General features: G+C 40.0%; 12 protein-coding genes. All 12 read right to left on the bottom strand.

What is annotated here, in order from left to right; translation table 11 throughout:
- Positions 1–6: 6 nt before the first annotated feature.
- The gene (locus CGC65_RS09205; protein WP_002565715.1) at positions 7–1,101 is read right to left on the bottom strand and encodes a metal ABC transporter substrate-binding protein; all 1,095 of its coding nucleotides are present in this window, start codon (positions 1,099–1,101) and stop codon (positions 7–9) included.
- A 182-nt stretch (positions 1,102–1,283) separates the two neighbouring features.
- Positions 1,284–1,595, bottom strand: coding sequence for a hypothetical protein (locus CGC65_RS09200; RefSeq protein ID WP_002565716.1), 312 nt, complete (start codon positions 1,593–1,595; stop codon positions 1,284–1,286).
- A 442-nt stretch (positions 1,596–2,037) separates the two neighbouring features.
- A complete protein-coding gene (locus tag CGC65_RS09195) occupies positions 2,038–2,472 on the bottom strand; it encodes a Fur family transcriptional regulator (protein WP_002565717.1) in 435 nt (144 codons plus the stop codon).
- Between the two features lie 238 nt (positions 2,473–2,710).
- The gene (locus CGC65_RS09190; protein ID WP_128132532.1) at positions 2,711–2,902 is read right to left on the bottom strand and encodes a hypothetical protein; all 192 of its coding nucleotides are present in this window, start codon (positions 2,900–2,902) and stop codon (positions 2,711–2,713) included.
- Between the two features lie 476 nt (positions 2,903–3,378).
- Positions 3,379–7,647, bottom strand: coding sequence for a non-ribosomal peptide synthetase (locus tag CGC65_RS09185; RefSeq protein WP_002565718.1), 4,269 nt, complete (start codon positions 7,645–7,647; stop codon positions 3,379–3,381).
- On the bottom strand, positions 7,634–8,734 hold the full coding sequence (locus tag CGC65_RS09180; protein WP_002565719.1) for a Gfo/Idh/MocA family oxidoreductase: 1,101 nt from the start codon (positions 8,732–8,734) through the stop codon (positions 7,634–7,636). The genes CGC65_RS09185 and CGC65_RS09180 overlap by 14 nt, the downstream gene beginning before the upstream one ends.
- A gap of 2 nt (positions 8,735–8,736) precedes the next feature.
- Entirely contained in the window at positions 8,737–9,813 is a 1,077-nt protein-coding gene (locus tag CGC65_RS09175; protein ID WP_002565720.1) for a saccharopine dehydrogenase NADP-binding domain-containing protein, read from the bottom strand.
- Positions 9,814–9,826: 13 nt separating this feature from the next.
- Positions 9,827–17,296 (bottom strand): non-ribosomal peptide synthetase, encoded by a 7,470-nt coding sequence (locus CGC65_RS09170; protein ID WP_080548690.1) that lies wholly within the window; start codon positions 17,294–17,296, stop codon positions 9,827–9,829.
- A 126-nt stretch (positions 17,297–17,422) separates the two neighbouring features.
- On the bottom strand, positions 17,423–18,589 hold the full coding sequence (locus tag CGC65_RS09165) for an IS110 family RNA-guided transposase (RefSeq protein WP_039896941.1): 1,167 nt from the start codon (positions 18,587–18,589) through the stop codon (positions 17,423–17,425).
- A 204-nt stretch (positions 18,590–18,793) separates the two neighbouring features.
- Positions 18,794–19,324 (bottom strand): hypothetical protein, encoded by a 531-nt coding sequence (locus CGC65_RS30935; RefSeq protein ID WP_007036538.1) that lies wholly within the window; start codon positions 19,322–19,324, stop codon positions 18,794–18,796.
- Positions 19,321–19,965: a 4'-phosphopantetheinyl transferase family protein gene (locus CGC65_RS09155; protein WP_002565722.1), complete on the bottom strand. Its 645-nt coding sequence runs from the start codon at positions 19,963–19,965 to the stop codon at positions 19,321–19,323. The genes CGC65_RS30935 and CGC65_RS09155 overlap by 4 nt, the downstream gene beginning before the upstream one ends.
- A gap of 10 nt (positions 19,966–19,975) precedes the next feature.
- Positions 19,976–21,463, bottom strand: coding sequence for a condensation domain-containing protein (locus CGC65_RS09150; protein ID WP_002565723.1), 1,488 nt, complete (start codon positions 21,461–21,463; stop codon positions 19,976–19,978).
- Positions 21,464–21,484 lie beyond the last annotated feature (21 nt).

Below are 21,484 nucleotides of genomic sequence, written 5' to 3'. Positions count from 1 at the left end.
CTGTTTTTATTCAAGTGCAGCTTTCAGCTGCTTTAAGTTATCCTCCATCACAGAGAAATAATCTGCGCCATTTTTTAGTTCCTCATCGCTTAATCCTTCTAGTGGATTTAACACCCGGGTCTGGGCTCCTGTTTCCGCCGCAATTGTCTCGGCCACCTTCGGGCTTACCAGTTCTTCAAAGAAAATAACTTTGACGTGATTGGCCTTTACAAAGTCAATGATCTCCGCCATTCTTGCCGGGTCCGGTTCCGAATCAGGAGACAATCCCTCGATGCCCATCTGAGTCAGTCCATAGGCATCGCAGAGATAACCGAACGCTTCATGAGACACTACAATGCTCTTATTAGGCAGGGCAGACAACGTATCTTTATATTCCTGATCCAGTTTATCAAACTCGGCTGTATAGGTCTGATAATTTTTTTCATAGTAATCTTTGTTTTCCGGGTCTGCCTTAACGTAAGCATTCTTAATGTTTTCCATTTCTTTCTTTGCGTTCACAGGGCTGAGCCATACATGGGGATCAAACTGGCCGTGGTCATGGCCATGATCTTCTTCCTCTGTGTGTTCCTCCGCTCCCTTATGTTCTTCCTCATCATGAATGTGTCCTGATCTGAGTGTAACTCCGGCGGAAGCTTCCACCGATACCAACTTCTTTGTTTCCAGGCTAGCAAGCACATCCTCCACCCAATGCTCCATACCCCCGCCGCTGTAGACAAAAAGAGCCGCTTCCTCCAAATTCTTAATATCGGCTGCGGCCGGTTCCCAGTCATGGGGCTCTGTGCCGGCCGGAACCATATTGGTCACCTCCGCTTTATCACCGCCGATTTTGACAGCAAAATCATACATAGGATAAAAGCTGGCCATTACCTTCAGCTTCTGTCCGTCCGTATCCTTTGATTCAATCCCAGCATCGGTGTTCTCTGCCTCCATTGACGCCTCGCCCATACTCTTATCTCCACCTGCCACAGCGGTGGTTGAAGCCTGGTCTGTATCAGAAGCCCCTGGTGCAGCGGTGGTACCTGAGCACCCTGAAAGCATAGCAACAGAAACCATTGCTGTCACAGCCAGTGTGCAGAATGTAGAATTTAATTTTTTATTCATAATAATCATCCTCCTGAAATGTGTTTTTTTACAGTAATAGCAGGTATACAAGCACACAAAAAACAAGGCGTGTTCCCAGTCCAAACGTATCTCCGCCAAACCGTGTATCCTGATACACAGAGTACACCATCCCAGAGGATAACGGTTATATGGATAGAAAACAGCCTTGTTGAAAGAAAGTTTTAATTATCTAATCGGATTTTTAAGCTGACCAAAGAAACCGGGCACAGATAGAGTCCAGTCTGGTAAGATGATAAGAGTTTTTGAGTAATGATATATGCAAAGATGACGATGGCTCCTGTTCCTGCTGCTTCTGTTATCAAGCGGATCGTAGCAGCGCATTCCTGAAGCTCCGCGCAGACAGGACAATCCTCACCTGTACACTCATGTTCTATATGTGTGACAATAAAAAAGCCAGAGAGAAGCAGCACAGCGGTTACAAGAAACGCTGTCACGAACGCAAAGATTCTTTTATGCTCATCTAAATAGTCCACTTCATCTCCTCCTTTTTTTTTATCTTGAACGGATGTTATCTCATTCCACTATCAGTTTTTAACCTATGGACTCTCCATTGACTAAAACCAATGATCTTCCTGTTTCATAGGTCTCGCAACCTGCCATCTCCTCAGACTTCAAAACGTCAATCGTTTATTCTAAGATATAGGTCCCTCTCCATTATCATTATTCTACAATCATCCAGAATTTTTTTAGAATACAATGACACAGAATGTGTTTGCAGCCTCCTCAATAATCTCAAGTAAGAGACAACTGATAAACGGTAGCTTTACCACGCCCCCGCCCTATCTCACTATTACTAAAAGAAACTAATTTGGGTGCCTGATAGCTACCTTGCTTGTAGTATTGACAAAGTTTTATCAGTATCCCTGCAAAAATACATTGCGTAACAAAACTTTCGTACGAAAGGCCATTTTGCCATCACAGACCAATCTTCGGGACAGACCTCTTATTGTTACAGCATTCACAATAGCCATACAAGATTGTGTGTTTCTGATCCAATTCGAAGCCATGTTCCTTATAAATATGTTCCAAAAAATCTGCCATTTTAGAACATTCAAGTGGAATAAGACGACCGCATCCCATACATACCAATTTCCCCAGCTTGTCCCAATCTTCTTCACCCGCAAAACAATAACGTACTTTGGTACCATCCTCCATCGGAAGCTTCATCATCTTTCCATCATCGACCATGCGTTCCAATACCCGGTATACAGTTGTCTGCCCAACGACCACTCCCTTCTCCCTAAGACAGTCCATGAATTGGCTCACTGTGAGAAAACGCCACTTTTGTTTTTTCAGACACTCTAATATGAGATCTTGTTGCTTCGTCTTGTATCTGCCTCGTTCAGACATATAAGTGCTCCCCAATTTGAAATTAATTTTTATTTTTATATTATAGACGTTTTCAGAATAATGTCAAGATGTCAATTTAATTTATAGATACCCAGCATCCTCTTAAAAAATCACACAGCATTGTGACTATGCTAATTCCAGACAACGCATCGTCCCCCAGCTCCCCTTCCCTCAGGTAAAAGATTGTGTTCACTAGTTCTTCCGGCTCCAGCACTATTCCCATCACGTCAAGGACCGCTTACCTACCTTTTTTCGTCATCAGCCAGTCCTCTGCCCTTGCCATCCCGGTCTTTCCATAGGTGGCAGACAACTCTTTCAGGTATATGCTGTTCTCATAGCTTTCACAATTTGTGTTCAGGGACTCATCCTCATAGCATGGTGGCAGTATTTCTCTGTCCAAATAGCGGATATGCTTACCTGTATTACTCATCTCCTGTACGGAATCCATCAGAGTGGATTTCACAAATTCACTATATGTCTTGTAATCTTATTTTCCAACAACCGCCCTGAAATTACGATTATACACTGGCTGATCATATGAAAACCATAATGTTGCACGATTAATGTCATAATTTATTATTTCTCTATTCAAAATTCACGATTATATTAAACTCTACCCTATTGCGCAATAGCTATTCATCCCCGGATTCATAGCATAACTCTGGCTACAAGTTTCGTTTGAAATCTTCTCCTTTTTTCTTAGAACAGACATCCGGTCTCCCCATTGCCTTTCAGTATGCCCTTCTATTGTTAATACTAAACTTTGCGGGCTGTCATGAAGCAGCATAGACCGAGTATTATTTTTATTTGACATCATATCACATCCTTTTCTTTTAACTGCCAGCCTTTTAAGTTACCAAAAATGTTTCATTTTGTAGAAGCAGTAATCTCGATGTACAATGTCCATCATTCTTTTAAGTCACATAATGAGCCTGCCAAATATTCTGCATTCTCTTTCTGTTCCACACAAGTATAATGGTTTCCAGGGGTTTCGATAACGTTAAAAGCTCCTAATGCCAATCCCTCCCATGTCTCCAACACCATTTTCTTAAATCCCACTTCGCCCTCCGGGGCAAAGAAATAATTTATTGTACCTAAATACGGGCATATTTCATAATGCATGGCTTCAAATGTCGCAACGCAAACCTGATATAAACTCTTAATAAGCTCCATCGGCATCTCTACATTCGTATTCTTTTTACACTGTACTGCGTATAATCCGAACCGTTCTTCTTTCTGCATCGTTGCCAATTCTCTGAAAAAGTTACCTAACTGCTCCCGTTCGGTTGTTCCAGATATACTTGTCAGAAAGCCCTTATTAATTACTCCTTTTTTCATTGATTCCTGGACTATAATCTGCTCGTACAGCGCAGGATTCGGCATCTCAATATCTGCGTAAGAAACTGGGATATTGTCCAAAAACATCATTTCCATTAGCAGTTCATCTTCTACCTTAAATGAAGGAGGCAATAAAAGGCTGTCTAATATTGAGAGTGACTTCACGGTTATCGAATTTTCATTAAGGCGGTTTGCCGTCTCTAATGCTATAACACCACCGAAACAATACCCTATCAAACTTACGGCCTTTACCTGATAACTACAGATTATTTGGGAATATATATCTGATAACATCCAAATCAAATTAGTTGACGGTATTGAACAATACTTATTCGTATCTTTAATACCTATCCCAATCACTTTTTCTCCCTTACTTGCAATTAAAGAATCTGCAAGATAGTCGAAACGATTAAATGAACCTAAAGCACCATGGAATATTATACTAAGTCCTTTCTCCAGATCTCCGCCATATTCCCTCACAAATACAAGTTCAGAGTTTGTGTCCTCCATTTTCTTCTCTTCGACTTCCGTTTCTGTATTATTCCTAATGAACTCCGACAGTTTTTGAATGGTCGGATTATAAATCAGTTCTCTCAGTAAAGCGTCAAAGGCAATATCCTTAGAAATTTGTTCTCTAACTTTTGTAGCCATCTGGGCGAGTATTAGTGAATCCGCTCCCAAGTCATAGAAATTGTCAAATACCCCAACTGCGCTTTGGGGAACAACGCTGTTCCAAAGCTCTATCAGTTTATTCTGTAGTTCATCAGGATTTTCTTCCCGCAGTTCTTTTCCTTCTGCGTTTTCCTGTTTAATGATTAACTTTTTAATTTTATCCCGGTCTATTTTCCCATTGGCAGTCAGCGGAAACTCTTCTACCGAAATAATATCCGCAGGAATCATATACTTTGGTAAATACGCTTCTAAATATTGTTTTAAATCAGAATTCTTCACATTCCCTTGAACAGTCTTTACAAAAGCATAAATATCCGTTTTTACCTCATTCAGCACCACCATAGCCTGTGAAACAGATTTATGCTGTTCCAGAGTAGACTGGATCTCTCCTAATTCAATACGGTGTCCTCTCAGCTTTATCTGATTATCATTTCGCCCCTTAAACTCAATCTCACCATTAGGCAGATAACAGCCATTATCCCCTGTTTTATACATTCTGCCATTTTCTCTGCCCGTAACAAACTTTGCCTCTGTCAGCTTATGGTCATTATAATACCCTTCGGCAAGACCTGTTCCCCAAATACAAAGTTCTCCTGTCACGTATACCGGGCATGGGCGTCCTTTTGCATCATAAATAGAGAATCCCTGATTCGATAGAGGTTTGCCATAAGGTATACTCACCTCACGTATCTCATTATCAACACATTCATGATATATGGACCAGATAGAGGCTTCCGTTGCACCGCCTAAGCTGATAACCATGGCATCACCAGCACATTTTTGTATATCCCCAGGCATGCCTACCGGAATCCAGTCTCCTGATAACAGCACGATGCGAAGTGGCAGCTTCTCATTCTTACCGGCAAAATAACCGGTTAAAATCTGCATAAACGCGGGTACGGAATTCCAGATGGTGATTTCATATTCCTGTATAAGCTCTACCCAATGAGACGGGTCCATGTATCTTGAGAGTTTTGGATAAACCAAGGTTCCTCCGCATGATAATAATCCAAAAATATCATAGACCGACAAATCAAAATTAAGTTTTGACAGCCCTAACACTGAATCCTGACTACTGACGAAAAATTTCTGGTTAATATCTTTAATTATATTCCAAGCAGCTTTATGTGTGATAGCCACACCTTTAGGAACACCAGTAGTTCCTGAAGTAAAAATAATATATGCCAAATCATCGGGGGTTCCTCGCAATATCATACTGTCATTACTTATTGCCTCGATCTGGTCAACCGGTAACACCGGCACATGTTCAAAAACTGCACTATGACCCGAATGAATAAGAACTGCTTTTATATCAGCATTGGCTACGATTGTGTTCCAACGCTGTTCCGGCTGCTCTATGTCAACAGGCACATAAATGCAAGAAGTATATAAAATACCTAATACCGCAGCTACCTGAAATCGACTTTTGGGGAGCAAAACTGCAATATTGCTGCCTGGTTTAATCCCCATTTCACTCAGGCGGTCCGCAATCCCTAACGCCATATGATGAAGTTCCAAATATGTAAATTTATCTGCAGAATCAATCACTGCTGTTTTTGCAGGTTGCTTCTTAACCTGTTCCAGGAACTCGTCATACAGCATTTGAGGAGATATCTCTTTTTCAGTACTGTTTATGCCGGCTATCCGCTCCAGCTGCCATGAAGGCAGTTCCAGTTCAGAAACCTTTGTCCAGTTCACATCAGTTTCTGCCAACTCCAAAAGCCTGCTACGGAAGGTTTCAAACATATCCTTAATCAACCCATCAGGAAATACACCGTTTCTAACATCCCAATCCGCCTGTAATCCATATTCTCCGTCCATGACCTGGCAGTCTATGAATACTTGTGGTGTCTGGCTAATTCCATTTCCGTGAAACTCACCTTGCAGCTTCTTATCAGAAAGGCCAATAGCGCTGGTAAAAACAATTGGCATTAAGGCATGTTCCCTTCCTTTTTTCCTCGATATTTCCCTGATGACCTCAACACCATTAAACAAACGATGATCCAAATCTTCAAACAATTGGCCTGATATCTCTCGGGCCTTTTCAATAAAAGGCTTCGATTTTTCCATACGTGTTTCCAAAAGGCTTACAGATGTAAAATCTCCAACAATTTCCTCTACCTTCTGGTGAATGGGCGCTCTGTTGAGAACGGTGAGATTAATACAAAATTCTGATGTCTGACTCCACCGTTCCATTACTTCTGCATAAGCTGTCAATACCACTGCCGTTGGCGTTATTCCAAAATGATTGGAGTATCTTTTTAATCTATTCCATTTTTCCTGATCAATCTCCATAAAATATCTTGAAAAATCACTCCTGTTTTTAATTGGATTTCTAAGTATCGGAAGCTCCGGAGCCTTTGGCAAACTTTCTATTCTATTTAACCAGTACTCCTTATCAACCTTATACTGTTCTGTTTCTTTCAATTTTCTCTCGGCTATCAAATAGTCCCTGAATGTCACTCCCACTTCAGGCAACAATTGTTCCGGTGTGAAATAAAGTGTTTCAAACTCGTATAATAGCATCCAAATACTTTTCCAATCTGCAATTAAAAATTCCATTGAAAAGTGAAGAATGGATTCCTTATCTGTATGGCTCACTGCAATTTCAAACATGGGCCAGCTTCCAAGTTCATATATAGCATTTCCCATACGATTTCTAATTTTTTCGAGAGCCTTACCAGCCTCAGAAATATGTAAAAGATCATACTCCTGTATTTTAAATTCATTTACTTCCGGTAATACCTGCTGTGTTCCATTTTCATTAACAATGGCTCTCAGCATCTCATGTCTGGCAATCAAACGCTGCCATGCTGCCTGTACCTTATCCACATGTAACTCACTATATGTTAATTCCATATAAACATGGCATGCTACCCCACCATATTCAAAAGTATCTTTTCTTCCCAATGCATAGGCAGCCTGTACATCTGTAAGCGCAAATGGTTTGTACATATCCTCTGGGGCAGATATGATTCTTATATCCTCAGCGTGCTCTTTGAAATACTGAATCAAAGCTTCTTTATTCTCTTTCAGCAACAAAATATCATCATGATTTATTCCATGAGAGGCTCTGTACTTTAATTTTTCTCCATCCATAAATAGGGTGATTCCCTTATTTTTAAATAACTCTAAAATTATTTTCATGTTCTCAACATGATTCATATTCATGCCTCCTCTGTTCTTGAACACTCTTTTCCAATATATCGGTAAGGGTGGCCTTACTCAATTTCTTGTCCATTATATCCGCATATCCCAGATATTTTGTCATCTCATTCCACTGCCTTGAGCAAATCATCTCTTTCTGTCCTTTGGCGTTGAGCAGCCGTTTATCGCTAATTCCCTTTAAAACCAGCAGGAGATCCTTCTTTACAGCCTCCGGCCATATATCTGTGATAATCTGTTTAAAATTCCGGCTGTGATATCCGCCTAAAATATGTCCCGTTTTTTCATACATGTATTCAGGAACTTCACTTTTCACATCGCCATAATTGTATAACTCCACAGGAATGTCAAGCCGCGGATTCCAAATTGCCGGCCCAAATGTGTCCTGCAGTGACAAATGTCCGCTCTCATACATATACGTTATACTATGAAGCAAATGCATGTTGTTATCCGGGTCCTTCGGGAATACCTCATTATGAATTTCCATGCATACCGGTATCTTATTTAAAGTACCTGTTATAACCCTAAATGGTCCAGCCTTAACATTACCGCTGAATTCCCATGAGCGGATATCTGGTAAGGAATTCATCAAAATATCCATTAACGGATAAGATACCTGCGGTGCAAAAGATAAGTTCATATATAGCGGACGGTCATGAATTTCATTTAATTTATGTGCACTTCGTATAAACGTTTCAACACCGTCAAGGTGGGGGTAAACATCTCCGGTTTGAAAATATACCCCATTCTTTAACGCAATACGATAGCACTCTTCCAAATCTTTAGGATGGATTGGCTGCTCCTGAATGACATTTATTCCATTTTCCAGGAAATGTGCCGCTATCTCAGTCCCTTTTCCGCCCAACGCCCTGGTTCTTATAACTACGCAGGCTAAGTCAATATCCTTTGGAACCTGCCGTATATCAGTATATAAAGTGGTATTGAAATTTGCCGCGCATCTTTTGGAACGTTCGCTCCCATTTGCTAAAATACCGACAATCTCAAATTTATCATTCAATCGTCTCAGAGCCTCAAGATAAAAGAGCCCAAATGTAGTGCCGCATACCACAGTTCGTATTTTCTGCATATTTATATTTCTCCTTCCTCAACAGCTGTTAAATCCTCTATTGATTTATCTACAATGCTTATCAGCAACCTTTGTCCAATCCTATCCAATATAGAAAAGAATTCATTCACTTCTTTTATCTTTCCTAATTCCCCTCCGATTTCCAACTCCTTTGTATTATCCAGCAAAAGGGCAGATGCCGCTGCTACTGTACCTGTCATATACTCTGCTGTTGGTGCTTTTACCTGCATGGTGCGAATCATATGTTTACCCGCTGTCTCTCCGGATATCTGAATTACAAAACCTGCATATTCCGTTCTTCCTAATGTATCGACATAAGTAGCCAAGCACAAATCTTCAACTGCTTTATCAGAATCCATTTTATAACTGTCAGCCGCCGTGTTCATAAAATTGTGCGTGCACTCCCCCTCCAATGCCATGAACCATTTTGAAACATTACACTTTGTAATCCGTTCTACATGCTCACATTCCTCATCATAATATGGGTATAAATAAGCTTCGTTTATGGAAAGAGGAAGAAGTTTCCTTCTTGCCTCTCTCCTCTTTGATGGTAATTCCATTCTGTTGTCAAATACCCCATCTAAATAGTCTGCCGCAGCTGTCTTAGTGAACTTTCCCAAAGCGCAATAATATACTTCTATCTGGTGTATCTCTTCAACTTGCTGGGCCAGATATTTTGGCAACACGCCTGATAATCCAGGGATTGCACCGGCTTTACAAAGAATCCTTTTATCGCCATATCTTTTAAATATTTGGTCCATCGCTTTACCATATCCAACGTCCACATACCCAATTCCCATATTCAATACCGCTTCCGCCAGTTCGGATGCATGATTATAGGTAGGGCCGGCGCAATTTAAAATAATTGTGCAATCCTCAGCAAATTGCTTTACACTATGAATGTTTTTGAAATCCACCTGCCTGAATTCCACTGCGGCGTTATCAGGCAATGACCTTGCCAATTTTTCAAATTGTTCCTTGTTCCTTCCCCCCACTTTGATGTATGCACTGGAAAAACGCGTTAAAGCCTGGGTCGCCCATTGGCCAACATTACCACTGCCTCCAATAATTCCTATCATGTAATAACTCCTCTTATTTGTTTTCTTCCATATAAGCTGATAACGCCTCTATTGTCTCATATTCCAAAATATCTTCTATGCTAATGTTTTCCAGACCTGCCAAAGCAATTTCGTCCAATAGCTTCATCAGAACAATAGAATCTCCACCCAGGCCATAAAAATCATCGGTAATAGTAATTTCAGTATTTTCAAATACCTTTTGCCAAATTCCCAGCAGTGTTTTCTGCAACGGACTGATTACATCTTTTGATAATGCCCGCTCCTTCTTATCTAAATTCAGCTCAGGAAGCTTACTTCTGTCAATTTTCCCATTGGCAGACAGCGGTAATTCTTTTATGGAAATATAATGCTGCGGTACCATGTATTCAGGCAGAAAAGCACCTATACTTTCCTTGATAGTCTCTGAAGCAAGGTCGTTCGATGTTGGAATATAGTATGCTATCAGCTGTTTATTTCCCGTTCTATTTACCACATATGAAATTACACTTTTTTCAATTCCTGGTACATTATTAATGGCAGATTCAATTTCTCCTAATTCGATTCTATAGCCACGAATTTTAACCTGATTATCTATTCTGCCTAAAAATTCAATATATCCCTCTTTCCGCAGCACTCCCATATCACCAGTCTTATAAATCCTGCCCAGATGGTCATGTTGAATAAATGCAGCTTCCGTTTTCTCTGTATCTCCACAATATCCCTGTGCGACCCCAACTCCTCCAATATATATTTCACCCACTACGTCCATAGGGCATAACTCGCCGGCGAAGTTCAAAACATACATTGTCTGATTTTTTAAAGGCATGCCATAAGGTATACTCTTCCATGCTGGTTTTACTTCTCCTATTTCATAATAGATTGACCAAATAGAAGCTTCTGTTGCTCCGCCTAAACTCATTATCTTAGTTTTGTTAAAGATGCTTTTCGCCTTATCTGGCAAATCAAGTGGAATCCAATCTCCACTCAGCATAATCTGCCGTAATGAAAGGCTATCTTTCATCCCTCTTTCCAACATATGTTGAACAACAATTGAGCAGATAACCGGTACCGAGTTCCATACCGTAATCTTTCTTTCCGCAAGAAGGGAAACAATCTCGCTGCAATCTCTCGCATCACGGACCATTACCAGTGCAGCTCCTGTACTAAATGCTCCAAAAATATCATATACGGATAAATCAAAGCAAACTGATGATATCCCAATCAATCTGTCCGTCTTATTTAATTTTATCTTGTTGTTCAGATCGCTGATTGTATTGCAGGCTGCCATATGATTTATCATAACGCCCTTTGGTTTTCCTGTACTGCCTGACGTATAAATGATATATGCCAAAGAATCAGGCAGCGATTGTATTCCTATGGGGCTTTCATCATATTGCTCTAATTCCCCCGAACGATACAGTTCCTCACTCAGCAATAGCCTTGAACCACTATTCTCCAGTATGAAATCCCGTCTTTCCTTCGGGAACTTTGCATCCACAGGAACATAGGCAGCACCCGTTTTTAATACTCCTATAATAGAAATAATGGTTTCCGGTTTTCTTTCTCCCAGCACGCCGACCCGGTTATTGGCGCCGCAGATTCCATGGCTGCATAAATAACGTGCAACCTGATTCGCTTTGGCCTCAATCGCAGCATAGGTGTATTGTTTGTCTCCGTAATATAAGGCTGTTCCGTCCGGTGTTTCCCGGACCTGCTTTTCAAAAAATGCCTGCAATGTATTGGGGGCAACACGTTCCACCGGCATGTTATATCCATCCCAAACTTTATCCGTTTCTATTTGAGACCGTGTTTCAAATACCCCATTTACTGCTATATTTTTAATTCCACTTATAAAATCCTCAAATACTGCAGCTATTATCGCAGGATTGAATAAATCCTCCACATAATCCCACGATATATAAAGCTCATGCTTCATTTCAAGAATTTGGTTATCCAAAAATACCTGAGGTGTCTGCGTAACGGCGTATCTCAGTTTTCCAATCTGTTCAAACCAGTTCTCATCAGAATCAAATAACACACAGGTAAATACCACCGGCATCAGGGCCTTACCTATTCCATTACTCAGCCTTGACAATTCTCTTATAATCTCTGTACCATCAAATGCTTTGTGATCCAGATTATTCAAAATCCTCGTCTGAATCTGCATCGCATTATCCCAAAAATCCGCCCCATCAATATGTACTTCCAATGGAAGAATTTTTGTAAAGTCCCCTAAAATCCCACTGACATTCTGATCAAACTCTTTTCTTTCAAATGCAGTCATATTAAGCAGCAAATCCTTCTGATTACTCCATTTCGCAAGCACCCTGGCATAAATTGTGCAAAGTACTGTAGATGGAGAAACAGCATGTTTTCTTACAGTGTTTTTAAATGTCCCCCAGGTTTCAGCATCAATCGTTTCGGAGACTCTGCTGATTCTATAATTTTTACATTGTGTCAGGTTTTTCAGCATAGGTAAGTGAGGGAATTCCGGAAAACAAGGAATTTTATTTAACCAGTAAGCTTTCGCCTCCTGATACTCCCTTTCATTCGTACAATCATTTAATGAATTTACATATTCGTGATATGAATAATGAATCGGCGGCAGTTTTTTATTATTTAAACCTTCTGTAAATTCCTTTAGAAAGATTCTTAAGCTGTCACCATCACAAACCATGAGGTTGATACTTGCACACAAAATCTTAAAATCGTCACATCCCCGTTTTAAAACTTCAAACGTAAATAACGGCCACTTTGAAAAATCATAATTTTTGTGAGACAATTCGCGGCGCATCTGTTCATTCTTTTCCGCAAACTCCTGTTCCGTCTCGGCTATCGTAATATCAACCTTATACTCCGGCACGTCTGCCAGAATCTTCTGTGTTCCATTTTTTAAAAATATACTGCGTAAAACCTCATGACGCTCCAGCATCTGTGCAATGCTTCTTTCAATATCACTGATTTCATATGGGAACTCCACCTCAAAATAGTAATGGGCATTATAGTGCGCCAATTCAAACGAATCATTTCTTCCATTAAAATATGCTTTTTGAATATTCGTCATTGGAAGTTCCGTTTGAGATGCTTCCACTGTTTTCTCCCCCTGGTTTTCCGATAATAAAGTGGCCTTCGGCTCCTCCTTTGATTCCGTTTCAGTTTGTATAAACCGGGCCAATTCTTTTACAGTGCCGGTTTCCACAATTTTTACAAAGGGAATTTTCACTGCAAATTGCTTTGTTAATTCCTGTGCTATCCTTTGTGCAATGATAGAATCCCCGCCCAAGGCAAAGAAGTTTTCATCAACCGATACTTGATCGCTCTCTAAATACTTCCCCCATATTACAGATATTTTCATTTCTATCTCATTAGCCGGAGCTGATATCTCGGATTCCTCTTTTAATTCCCGTATCTGCAATAACGCAGCCCTGTCTATTTTTCCATTTTTACTTAACGGGAACTGTTCCATATAAACAAAGCGGTATGGGATCATGTAGGCAGGCAGATATTTTTCAAAGTGAACCTGCAATTCCCTATCTTCTATTTCCTTCCCAGTATAAAACAGAGCCAATTTCTTCTTAGAATCCATAATTGCAATTGCATTATCTACTGTATAGAATTTACGGGCAACAGCCTCAATCTCACCTAATTCAATACGAAAACCGTTTATTTTAACCTGACCATCTTTTCGCCCCAATATTATTACATATCCTTCTTCAGAAAATTTACCATAGTCCCCTGTTTTATACACTCTCCCAATTGAAGGTATATCTACAAATGACCGATTTGTTTTTTCCTCGTCTCCAACATATCCTAAAGCTACTCCCCTTCCGCCAATACAGATTTCACCCACAACATTTGTTGGGCATGCATCGCCTTCTTTATTCAATATATAAATCTTTTGATTTCCTAATGGATAGCCATAAGGTATACTGCTCCATTCTTTCCGAACCTCACGGATCGGAAAATAGATTGACCAGATTGAAGCCTCTGTAGCACCTCCCAAACTTATAATTTCTGCATTCGTAAACACCTTTTTTATTTTTTCAGGCAGCTCCGTACCAATCCAGTCCCCGCTTAAGAAAATATGATTTATTTCTGTATTTCTATAATCCACTGGAAGACTTTCCAAAAACAGTTTCATGATTGCTGGAACCGAATTCCATATCGTTATAGGGAATTGCTCCAGCATATGGTTTATCTCTTCTGCATTCCTCGGGTCCTTTACCAAAGATAAAAATCCGCCCATATAGATACTGCCGAAAATATCAAAAATGGATAAATCAAAATTCAGCGCAGACAATCCCAATACCCCTTCATTTTCGTCCAAGGCAAATCTTTTTTTCATATCAACCAGCGTATTCATAACACCTTCGTGAGAAATGGCCACCCCTTTGGGATTGCCTGTGCTACCCGATGTGAAAATTATATAGGCTGTGTCCTCCAACTTAGAAGTTGTGTGATTCCTCTGTCTCTTAGCAGAAACACATCTTTCAATCTTATTATTCTGCACATGCACAATCCACTCTGCACTGGAATACTCTCTTATAGTTTCAATACGTTCCTTCGGATAATCTTCCGGAACGGGTATAAAGGTGGCTCCTATTTTAGCAACAGCTAATATCGCTACTACGGAATCAATATCCTTTCCCGCCAGTACCATGACCGTATCTCCACATTTCATCCCCTGTTTTATATAATCCTCAATCATATCTTCCATACGTCTCTTTAACTGTTCATATGTTAATACAGTTTCACCATCCGTTATGGCTGTTTTGGGACCAAAGAAATCGAGTGACCGTTTTAACATTTCCGGAATAGTCATTAGTTCTTCCGAATAATCAGTTTCATTGTACCGAGTAACTGCTCTCTCATTTCCTACGGGGATTTCATTGATTTCACGGCCGCAGATTATTCCTTCAACAAGATTCATGTAGTAATCAAACATATTGTGAATCATATTGTCCGGAAAAACCTTCTCCAGATAATCCCAAGCGATTACGTAAGTTGTATCATAATGATATATCTGGCAGTCCAGATATACCTGTGATGTTTGAGTAACAAAGTAGTTGATGTCCTCATATGTAAGCGCATTGTCTTCCTTAAACAACATACTGGTGAAAACCACCGGCATTAAAGCCATCTCGCCCTGATGAACTTTAGCATACTCCCTTATTACTTCTACACCATCGAAATTGTTATGATCCAAATACTCATATAACCTACCCTTTACATGAGATAAATCCTGGTACAGATTCCGGGGACTGCCTGATTCATTTTCGTAATTGAAAAGTGTATTGGTCGTAAAGTCTCCAACAAAACGCTCTGTGTCTTTCATCTGTGTCGGACGATCCATCACTGTTACATTGAGTGTAAATTCCGGTTCCTCGCTCCATCTCTTAAGCGTATGTATATAAAGAGTCAACAGCAATACGCTTATCGTCACACCATTTCTTTCTGCAACATTTTCTAACTCTTCCCAGGCTTGCTCTGTAAATGCCTTCTCCTTGCGTAAAAATACATTAGGGCCACGATTGACAGCTGCAAGAATCGGTATTTGTGGGGAGCCCGGAAGCGTCTTCACTCTTTCCAGCCAATATTGTTTATCCTGTAAGTATCTGTTTCCGGATTTTCTGATGGAATATGCTTCCAGATACTTGCCAAATCCATCCGATATGGGTTCTAATTCCAGCCTCCTGCATAAACTCTTAAAGTCTCTGACCAACACGCTTAAACTAAATCCGTCCACAATAAGCATATCTATATCAATGGCCGCAATATAAGAATCCCCCTCCTTGATATTACAGATTTCAAACAGTGGCCATTTGTCTGGTTCATTTACTTTCTGATTGGCAGCTTTTCTATGGCTTTCAAGTGACTTTTCTTCTAAAGTCTTTAAGAAAAACGTATCGGCAATGTCTTCACCCAATACCACCCGTCTGCTATTTTCAAAAATACTGCGCAGCATAGAATGGCGTCTGATTAGTTTACGTATTGCCTCTTCTATTTTTTGTGAAGAAAGATTATGCCTCACTTCCAAATAAAAGTGGGACATGTTGGTATTTCCATAGAACTCCTGCTGGCGTCCCAGTATGTATGCCTCCTGTATAGAGGTGCAAAACATCTGGTTTTCACATGTTATCTTTTCTACCGGTATTTCTCTTCCGGAAAGCTTATTGATGTAATCACATAAATCATGAATGGTTTCACACCTCGTTAAATCAAGAATCCCCATTTTAATTCCAAATTGCTTATGGATTGCACCAATCAACCGAAACATACTCAGGGAGTCTTCTGCAACGTCCAGAATACTGGTGTCTTCCGTAACTTCTCCCGCAAAGTAACCCTTTATAAAACCTTCTATATTATCTCTTCTCTCTGAATCTCTACTCATTGTATATTTCCTCATGATTTCTGCTTTACTGATTTTTCCTGCTTTTGTATTACTAAGTTTGTCCATAAAGATAATATCATCTAGCTTTATACCCAGCTCTCTTAAAATAGTATGCCTGATTTTACTTTTCATTTGCTGACCTTCAGCCTCATTTATTTCAACAAATAAATAGATATAAAATTCACCCTCGCTGGACACATTATCACCGCAGGCCACGCTTCTAAGCTGAAAATATTTAGCAACCGCATATTCAAGATCACTCAGGTATATATTTTTTCCGTAGGAAAAAATCACGTCCTTTCTTCTCCCTATAACATATAATGCCCCACCAGAGTAAAATCCTATATCGCCTGTACTTAACCACCCATCTTCTACAGGCTGACGGCCATCATACTCAAAATATCCCTTACAAACAGCACTTCCCTTTATCTCTATATTTCCGATACAATTTTCTTTTAGTTCCTCACGATGGTCGTCCATGATTCTCACTTTTGTATCTGCAATAGGTTCTCCCTGACAAATTAAATCAGCTTTTTTATAATCAAAATGGCTGCTGTCAAAATCAATTCCTGATGTTATATTCACTTCTGGTGCCACTTTAGCTTTTAACACATTTCCTTTATTTACAACCACACCGGAACAAGTCTCACTCAACCCATACGCAGCAACAAACTTTTCCTCATCAATATGAAACCTGTTTACCTTAGAAAAAAATCTCTGAATCACCTGCCGTGAAATCGGTTCTCCAATACTCATTAAAATGCGAAGGGATGATAGATCCCAATTATCTGAATCAGTTATACAATCGGACATATACTTATATGCAAAATTAGGTGCTACAGAAACCGTCACATTGTATTTTTCCATCAAATCGAACCATTCCCTGGGATTAGATAAAAATGAGCTGATTTCCGAGTAAACGCATGTACAGCCTGTAAAAAATGGTAAGAACATAAAGTCCACCATCCCCACTATATGCTCTAAGGACATCCATGTCATAAACACATCATTTTGTGCTACGCTATACTCTATGCTTTTCTCTTTTACCGACTCTATAATATTTTCGACAGTCAATATTGTTCCCTTTGGTTCCGAGGTACTGCCGGAGACCAGCTATGAAAAGTCAAGTATAAATTAGGTGGAAATTTCAATTCCGTGTTTCGCAGAAAGAAGGGTAACTTTAACAAAGCTCCCTAAAAGCCCTTTTTCAAAATCTATCGATTATGGTATACAGACCTCTTATTCGAGGTTGAATGCTACTTCGTCAGTGAGCATCTTCCAGATGACTCTGACAAGTTTGCCAGCACAGTGCCCAAGGGCATTGTAATGAGTCCGGCCTTCCGCTCTCTTGGCATCATAATAAGCTTTGAAAGTAGCATTGTTTTTTACGACATTGTGAGCTGCATTCATGAGGGCATAGCGTAGCACTTTAGATCCTCTTTTGGACATCCTGGTTCTGTGAGCCTGGAAGTTTCCAGACTGATAAACGGTCGGATCCAGTCCAGCAAATGCAAGCAGTTTCTTTGGATTAGAGAATCGGTGTATATCACCAATCTCACCAAGAATCATTCCGCCATTCACGACACCAATTCCGGGAATGGTCATAATTACAGAGTGCAGGCAGGTGACAAGATTTGCCATTTCAAGCTCTGTAGAAAAAAGTTGGCTATCCAGTAACTCGATCTGTTCAATGGTATGAGTTATTTGAATAGATAGAGAACTGTCATTGACACCGACAGACTTCTGTGCGAGAACTCTTAATTCTCTGGCTTTATCCTTACCGAAATGGCCGTGGGAAGCAACTTCGAGGGTGTGAGCAAGATGGGTCAAATGCATAGAAGCAATAGCGTTGGGTGTCGGAGCCTCCTTAAGGACGGCATAGACAGAGTTTTGATGCAAGCCAGACTTAAAGAAGTATTGTAGTTCCGGGAATGCCTGGTCTACATAGGAAGTCAGCTGAATTTTTAAGCGTGTACGCTGCTTCACAAGTTTCTGGCGGAATCTACCGAGCTCTTTGAGCTCAATGTAATCCAGATCCTCTAAGGCCATAAACCGAAGGGAATCCTGCATCATAAGGGTTTTAGCAATCACAAACGTGTCGACTTTATCAGTCTTCGTTTTGCGTACATTATTTTTACGCATGAACGAAGTCTGGATAGGGTTGAGAACACACACTTTAAAGCCCTTGCTGATGAGAAAACGAACAAGGTTGTCACCGTAGTGTGCCGTTGATTCAAGACCTATGATGATACTGTTCTGGTCAAGTGGTGCCAGATGAGAAAGCAGTAGATAGAAGCCATCATAGTTATTAGAAAATTTGAACGGCTCGATGAGTATTTCGCCGTCGGAAGAAATCGCGGCGGCGAAATGGTTGAGTTTGGCAATATCAATGCCTACGTAAATCATGAGGTTGTACCTCCCTTTCATAAAGTCTGATACCGTGATATCCACCAGCAGTTATCATCGTAGACTTGATTGAAATAAGTACTCAGAGCAAACGCTCCGGCAACATCCAGCTAATAAACAATTCAGATAAAAGAGATGGCAATACACTCCTGTCGAGTAGTCGAGGCTACAAAAAAACATCAAAAGTCACAGTATCTGAATGTATTAAACCACGAAACAGAAAAAGAAAGGAAGTATGTTGTGTTTGCTTCTAACAACATCATACAAGGAATACATGATAATTGCCTCGTCCTGCTCCCCATATGCTCTGCCCCTGCGGCAAAGGCTCATTGCGTCCGCTTCAATATTTTGTATATTAATACTTCCATCTGTAAAATGAGCCAAATTCTGGCTGCCCTGATTATCAGCAATCACCAATGTCCCTGGATGCGCCTTCAAAATCTTCTTTAACTGCTCATAACCACTTTGGCTGGTACACATTGGCAATATAACCGGAATGGCATCTAAACAGAATAAGGAAATCAGGGAAATTAGAAACTCCTTTTTATCACCAATCTGTAAAATAACATACTCTCGCCTTTCAACAGAGCTCAGCTTCGCCATGGTTTTTTCAACCATATTCCGTAAATTATCCGCACTGAAACGTTCCTCACTCAAATCATAAAATATAATTTCATTTTCGCTATTATTAAAAAAATTATAAAAGATTTCCATAATACTTCCATTTTGTCTCATATATTGAGTAACTCCTTTCGTGTAACCATTTGATATCGGACCGGGTATTTGCTACATACCGCTAAATACATACTTCCTATCTTTTTCAGATGATACACAAATTCATCTTTGCAGAAAGTCCCGTCTTTCGGAGTTAAAAACTCAATATAATTGCTCCCGTAGACCAAACCTATGCCTGTACATTTTACAGTAGCTTCCTTTAAAACCCATAAGCGGAAGAAATCTTCTTTCTGCGAATTTACAATGAATTCCAGTTCTTTTGGTGAAAAAATATCCGATGAAAAGAACATTCTCTTTTCATCGATTGTTTCTATATCAACACCTATATCATTTATAGAAACAGCACAGACCACACCCTGGGAACAGTGGCTAAAATTAAAGTAAACGTCTTGATATTCTTTTAAATACGGTTTTCCGTGAATGCCATAGTCCATAGCAATCCTTCCCTCTATATTAAACTCCCGTTTCAGGGCAATCGTTAATAAGAGATAAGCGATGACGCAATTCTTACGATCAAGATCCCGTTTATATTTTTTAACCTTTTCCAACCGATATTCCGGCAAAATCATAGATACCCGTTCTAAATCTGATTCACTGATACGGTCTAACTCCTTAAATATATAAACACCATCATTCCACATGGGATTCTTCCTATATTTCAATTTCCTGTTCCCAATCCAATTGAATGATTTTCCTCAGCAGAGCTATATTTTTGTCAAACATCTCCTGTATCACAAAATTCTCAAATGCCTGTACCACGTAATCCCAATTAACAGACAGATTACCTTTAAAATCCGTTGCCTGATAATCCAAAGAAACTTGAGGTGTCTGGCTGTAGGCATAAATTTCTCTTGCCCAATTGGGGAGATAGTAATCGGACTGTTTAAGTCCCTGAAGGATTCCCGTAAAAACTACCGGCAAAGACGCCTGAACTGGATTATTCTTTGGCATTTTTCTGATTATCTTTACGCCCTCATACCCTCTATATTTAACCAAATTCCAAAATTCTTTCTGTGTTTCCAGAACCTCCTCCTTAAATGACCGTCCTTTCTTCGCTTCATATACCGCGATACTGATATTCGTAAAGTCTCCAAGGACTTCCTGCACTTCCCTATTTGCTGATAAACGATTAAACACAGTTAGATTTATGGAAAACTCAGGAGACTCCGCATATTCTGCCAATACTTTCATATAAACAGTACACAGAACTGCTGCTGGGGTTACTTTGTATTCCTTCGCCTTCATATATATCGTTTCTGTATCGGATCTCGGCAACTCATAATTCAATCTTCTAAAATGCGGTATATTAATATCCGATAGTTTTTTTGCATATGGCAAGGCCGGTGCCTTCGGAAGCATTTCACACCGCTGGCTCCAATACCGCTCAGCCTGCTCCTGAATTTTTTCATTCAGAAGCTTCCCATGTTCATTGCAATATTCTCTAAAGGTGTATGCAGGAACCATAATCTTATCATTTTCATAAAGTTTATATATCTGCTTCAGCATAAGTGTGACACTCCAGGCATCCAGCAAAATACAGTCAAACCCCACATGCAGCCTGTAACAGCAATTATCCTTTGTTGTCAGACCCACATGAAACATAGGCCAGGACTCCAACGGATATATTTTGCTTTCCCACTCTAACCGCAGCGCTTTTTGCTCTGCTTCATCATTTACTCTTTTCACTTCAATGGAGAACCACGGTACGTTACTTAAAACAGCCTGCCTCCCACACTTCAAGATAATGCCTCTCAGTGCCTCATTATCATGAATCACCTGGTTAAATATTGATTCAAATTTCTTAACATCCAGCTTATCCATATCTATTTCAAAATAGTAATTAGCACTGATACCTCCCAATTCATAGAGGTTATCCCTACCCAAGAAATACGCCTTTTGTATCGGGGTTAAATCAAATCCCTTATCCTGAACCTCCTCCTTCTCCAAGAGATAGGATATAATTGCTGTTTTATTCTGCCGCATCCATTTTAATGCCTCTTCCGTAACCTTGCCCTGTTCGCCTTTAAACTTTAGCTTTTCATCCTCTAACCATACATTGATTCCATCACTGGCTAATTTATTTAAATTTATTCTCAACTCATTATCTGCCAGCCATATGAACTCTTTTGTTTTATCCATAGAGTCAATGCTCCTTCCAGA

The sequence above is a fragment of the Enterocloster bolteae genome, from assembly GCF_002234575.2.
Lineage (GTDB): Bacteria > Bacillota > Clostridia > Lachnospirales > Lachnospiraceae > Enterocloster > Enterocloster bolteae.
This window is presented reverse-complemented; position numbering and strand designations above follow the sequence as displayed.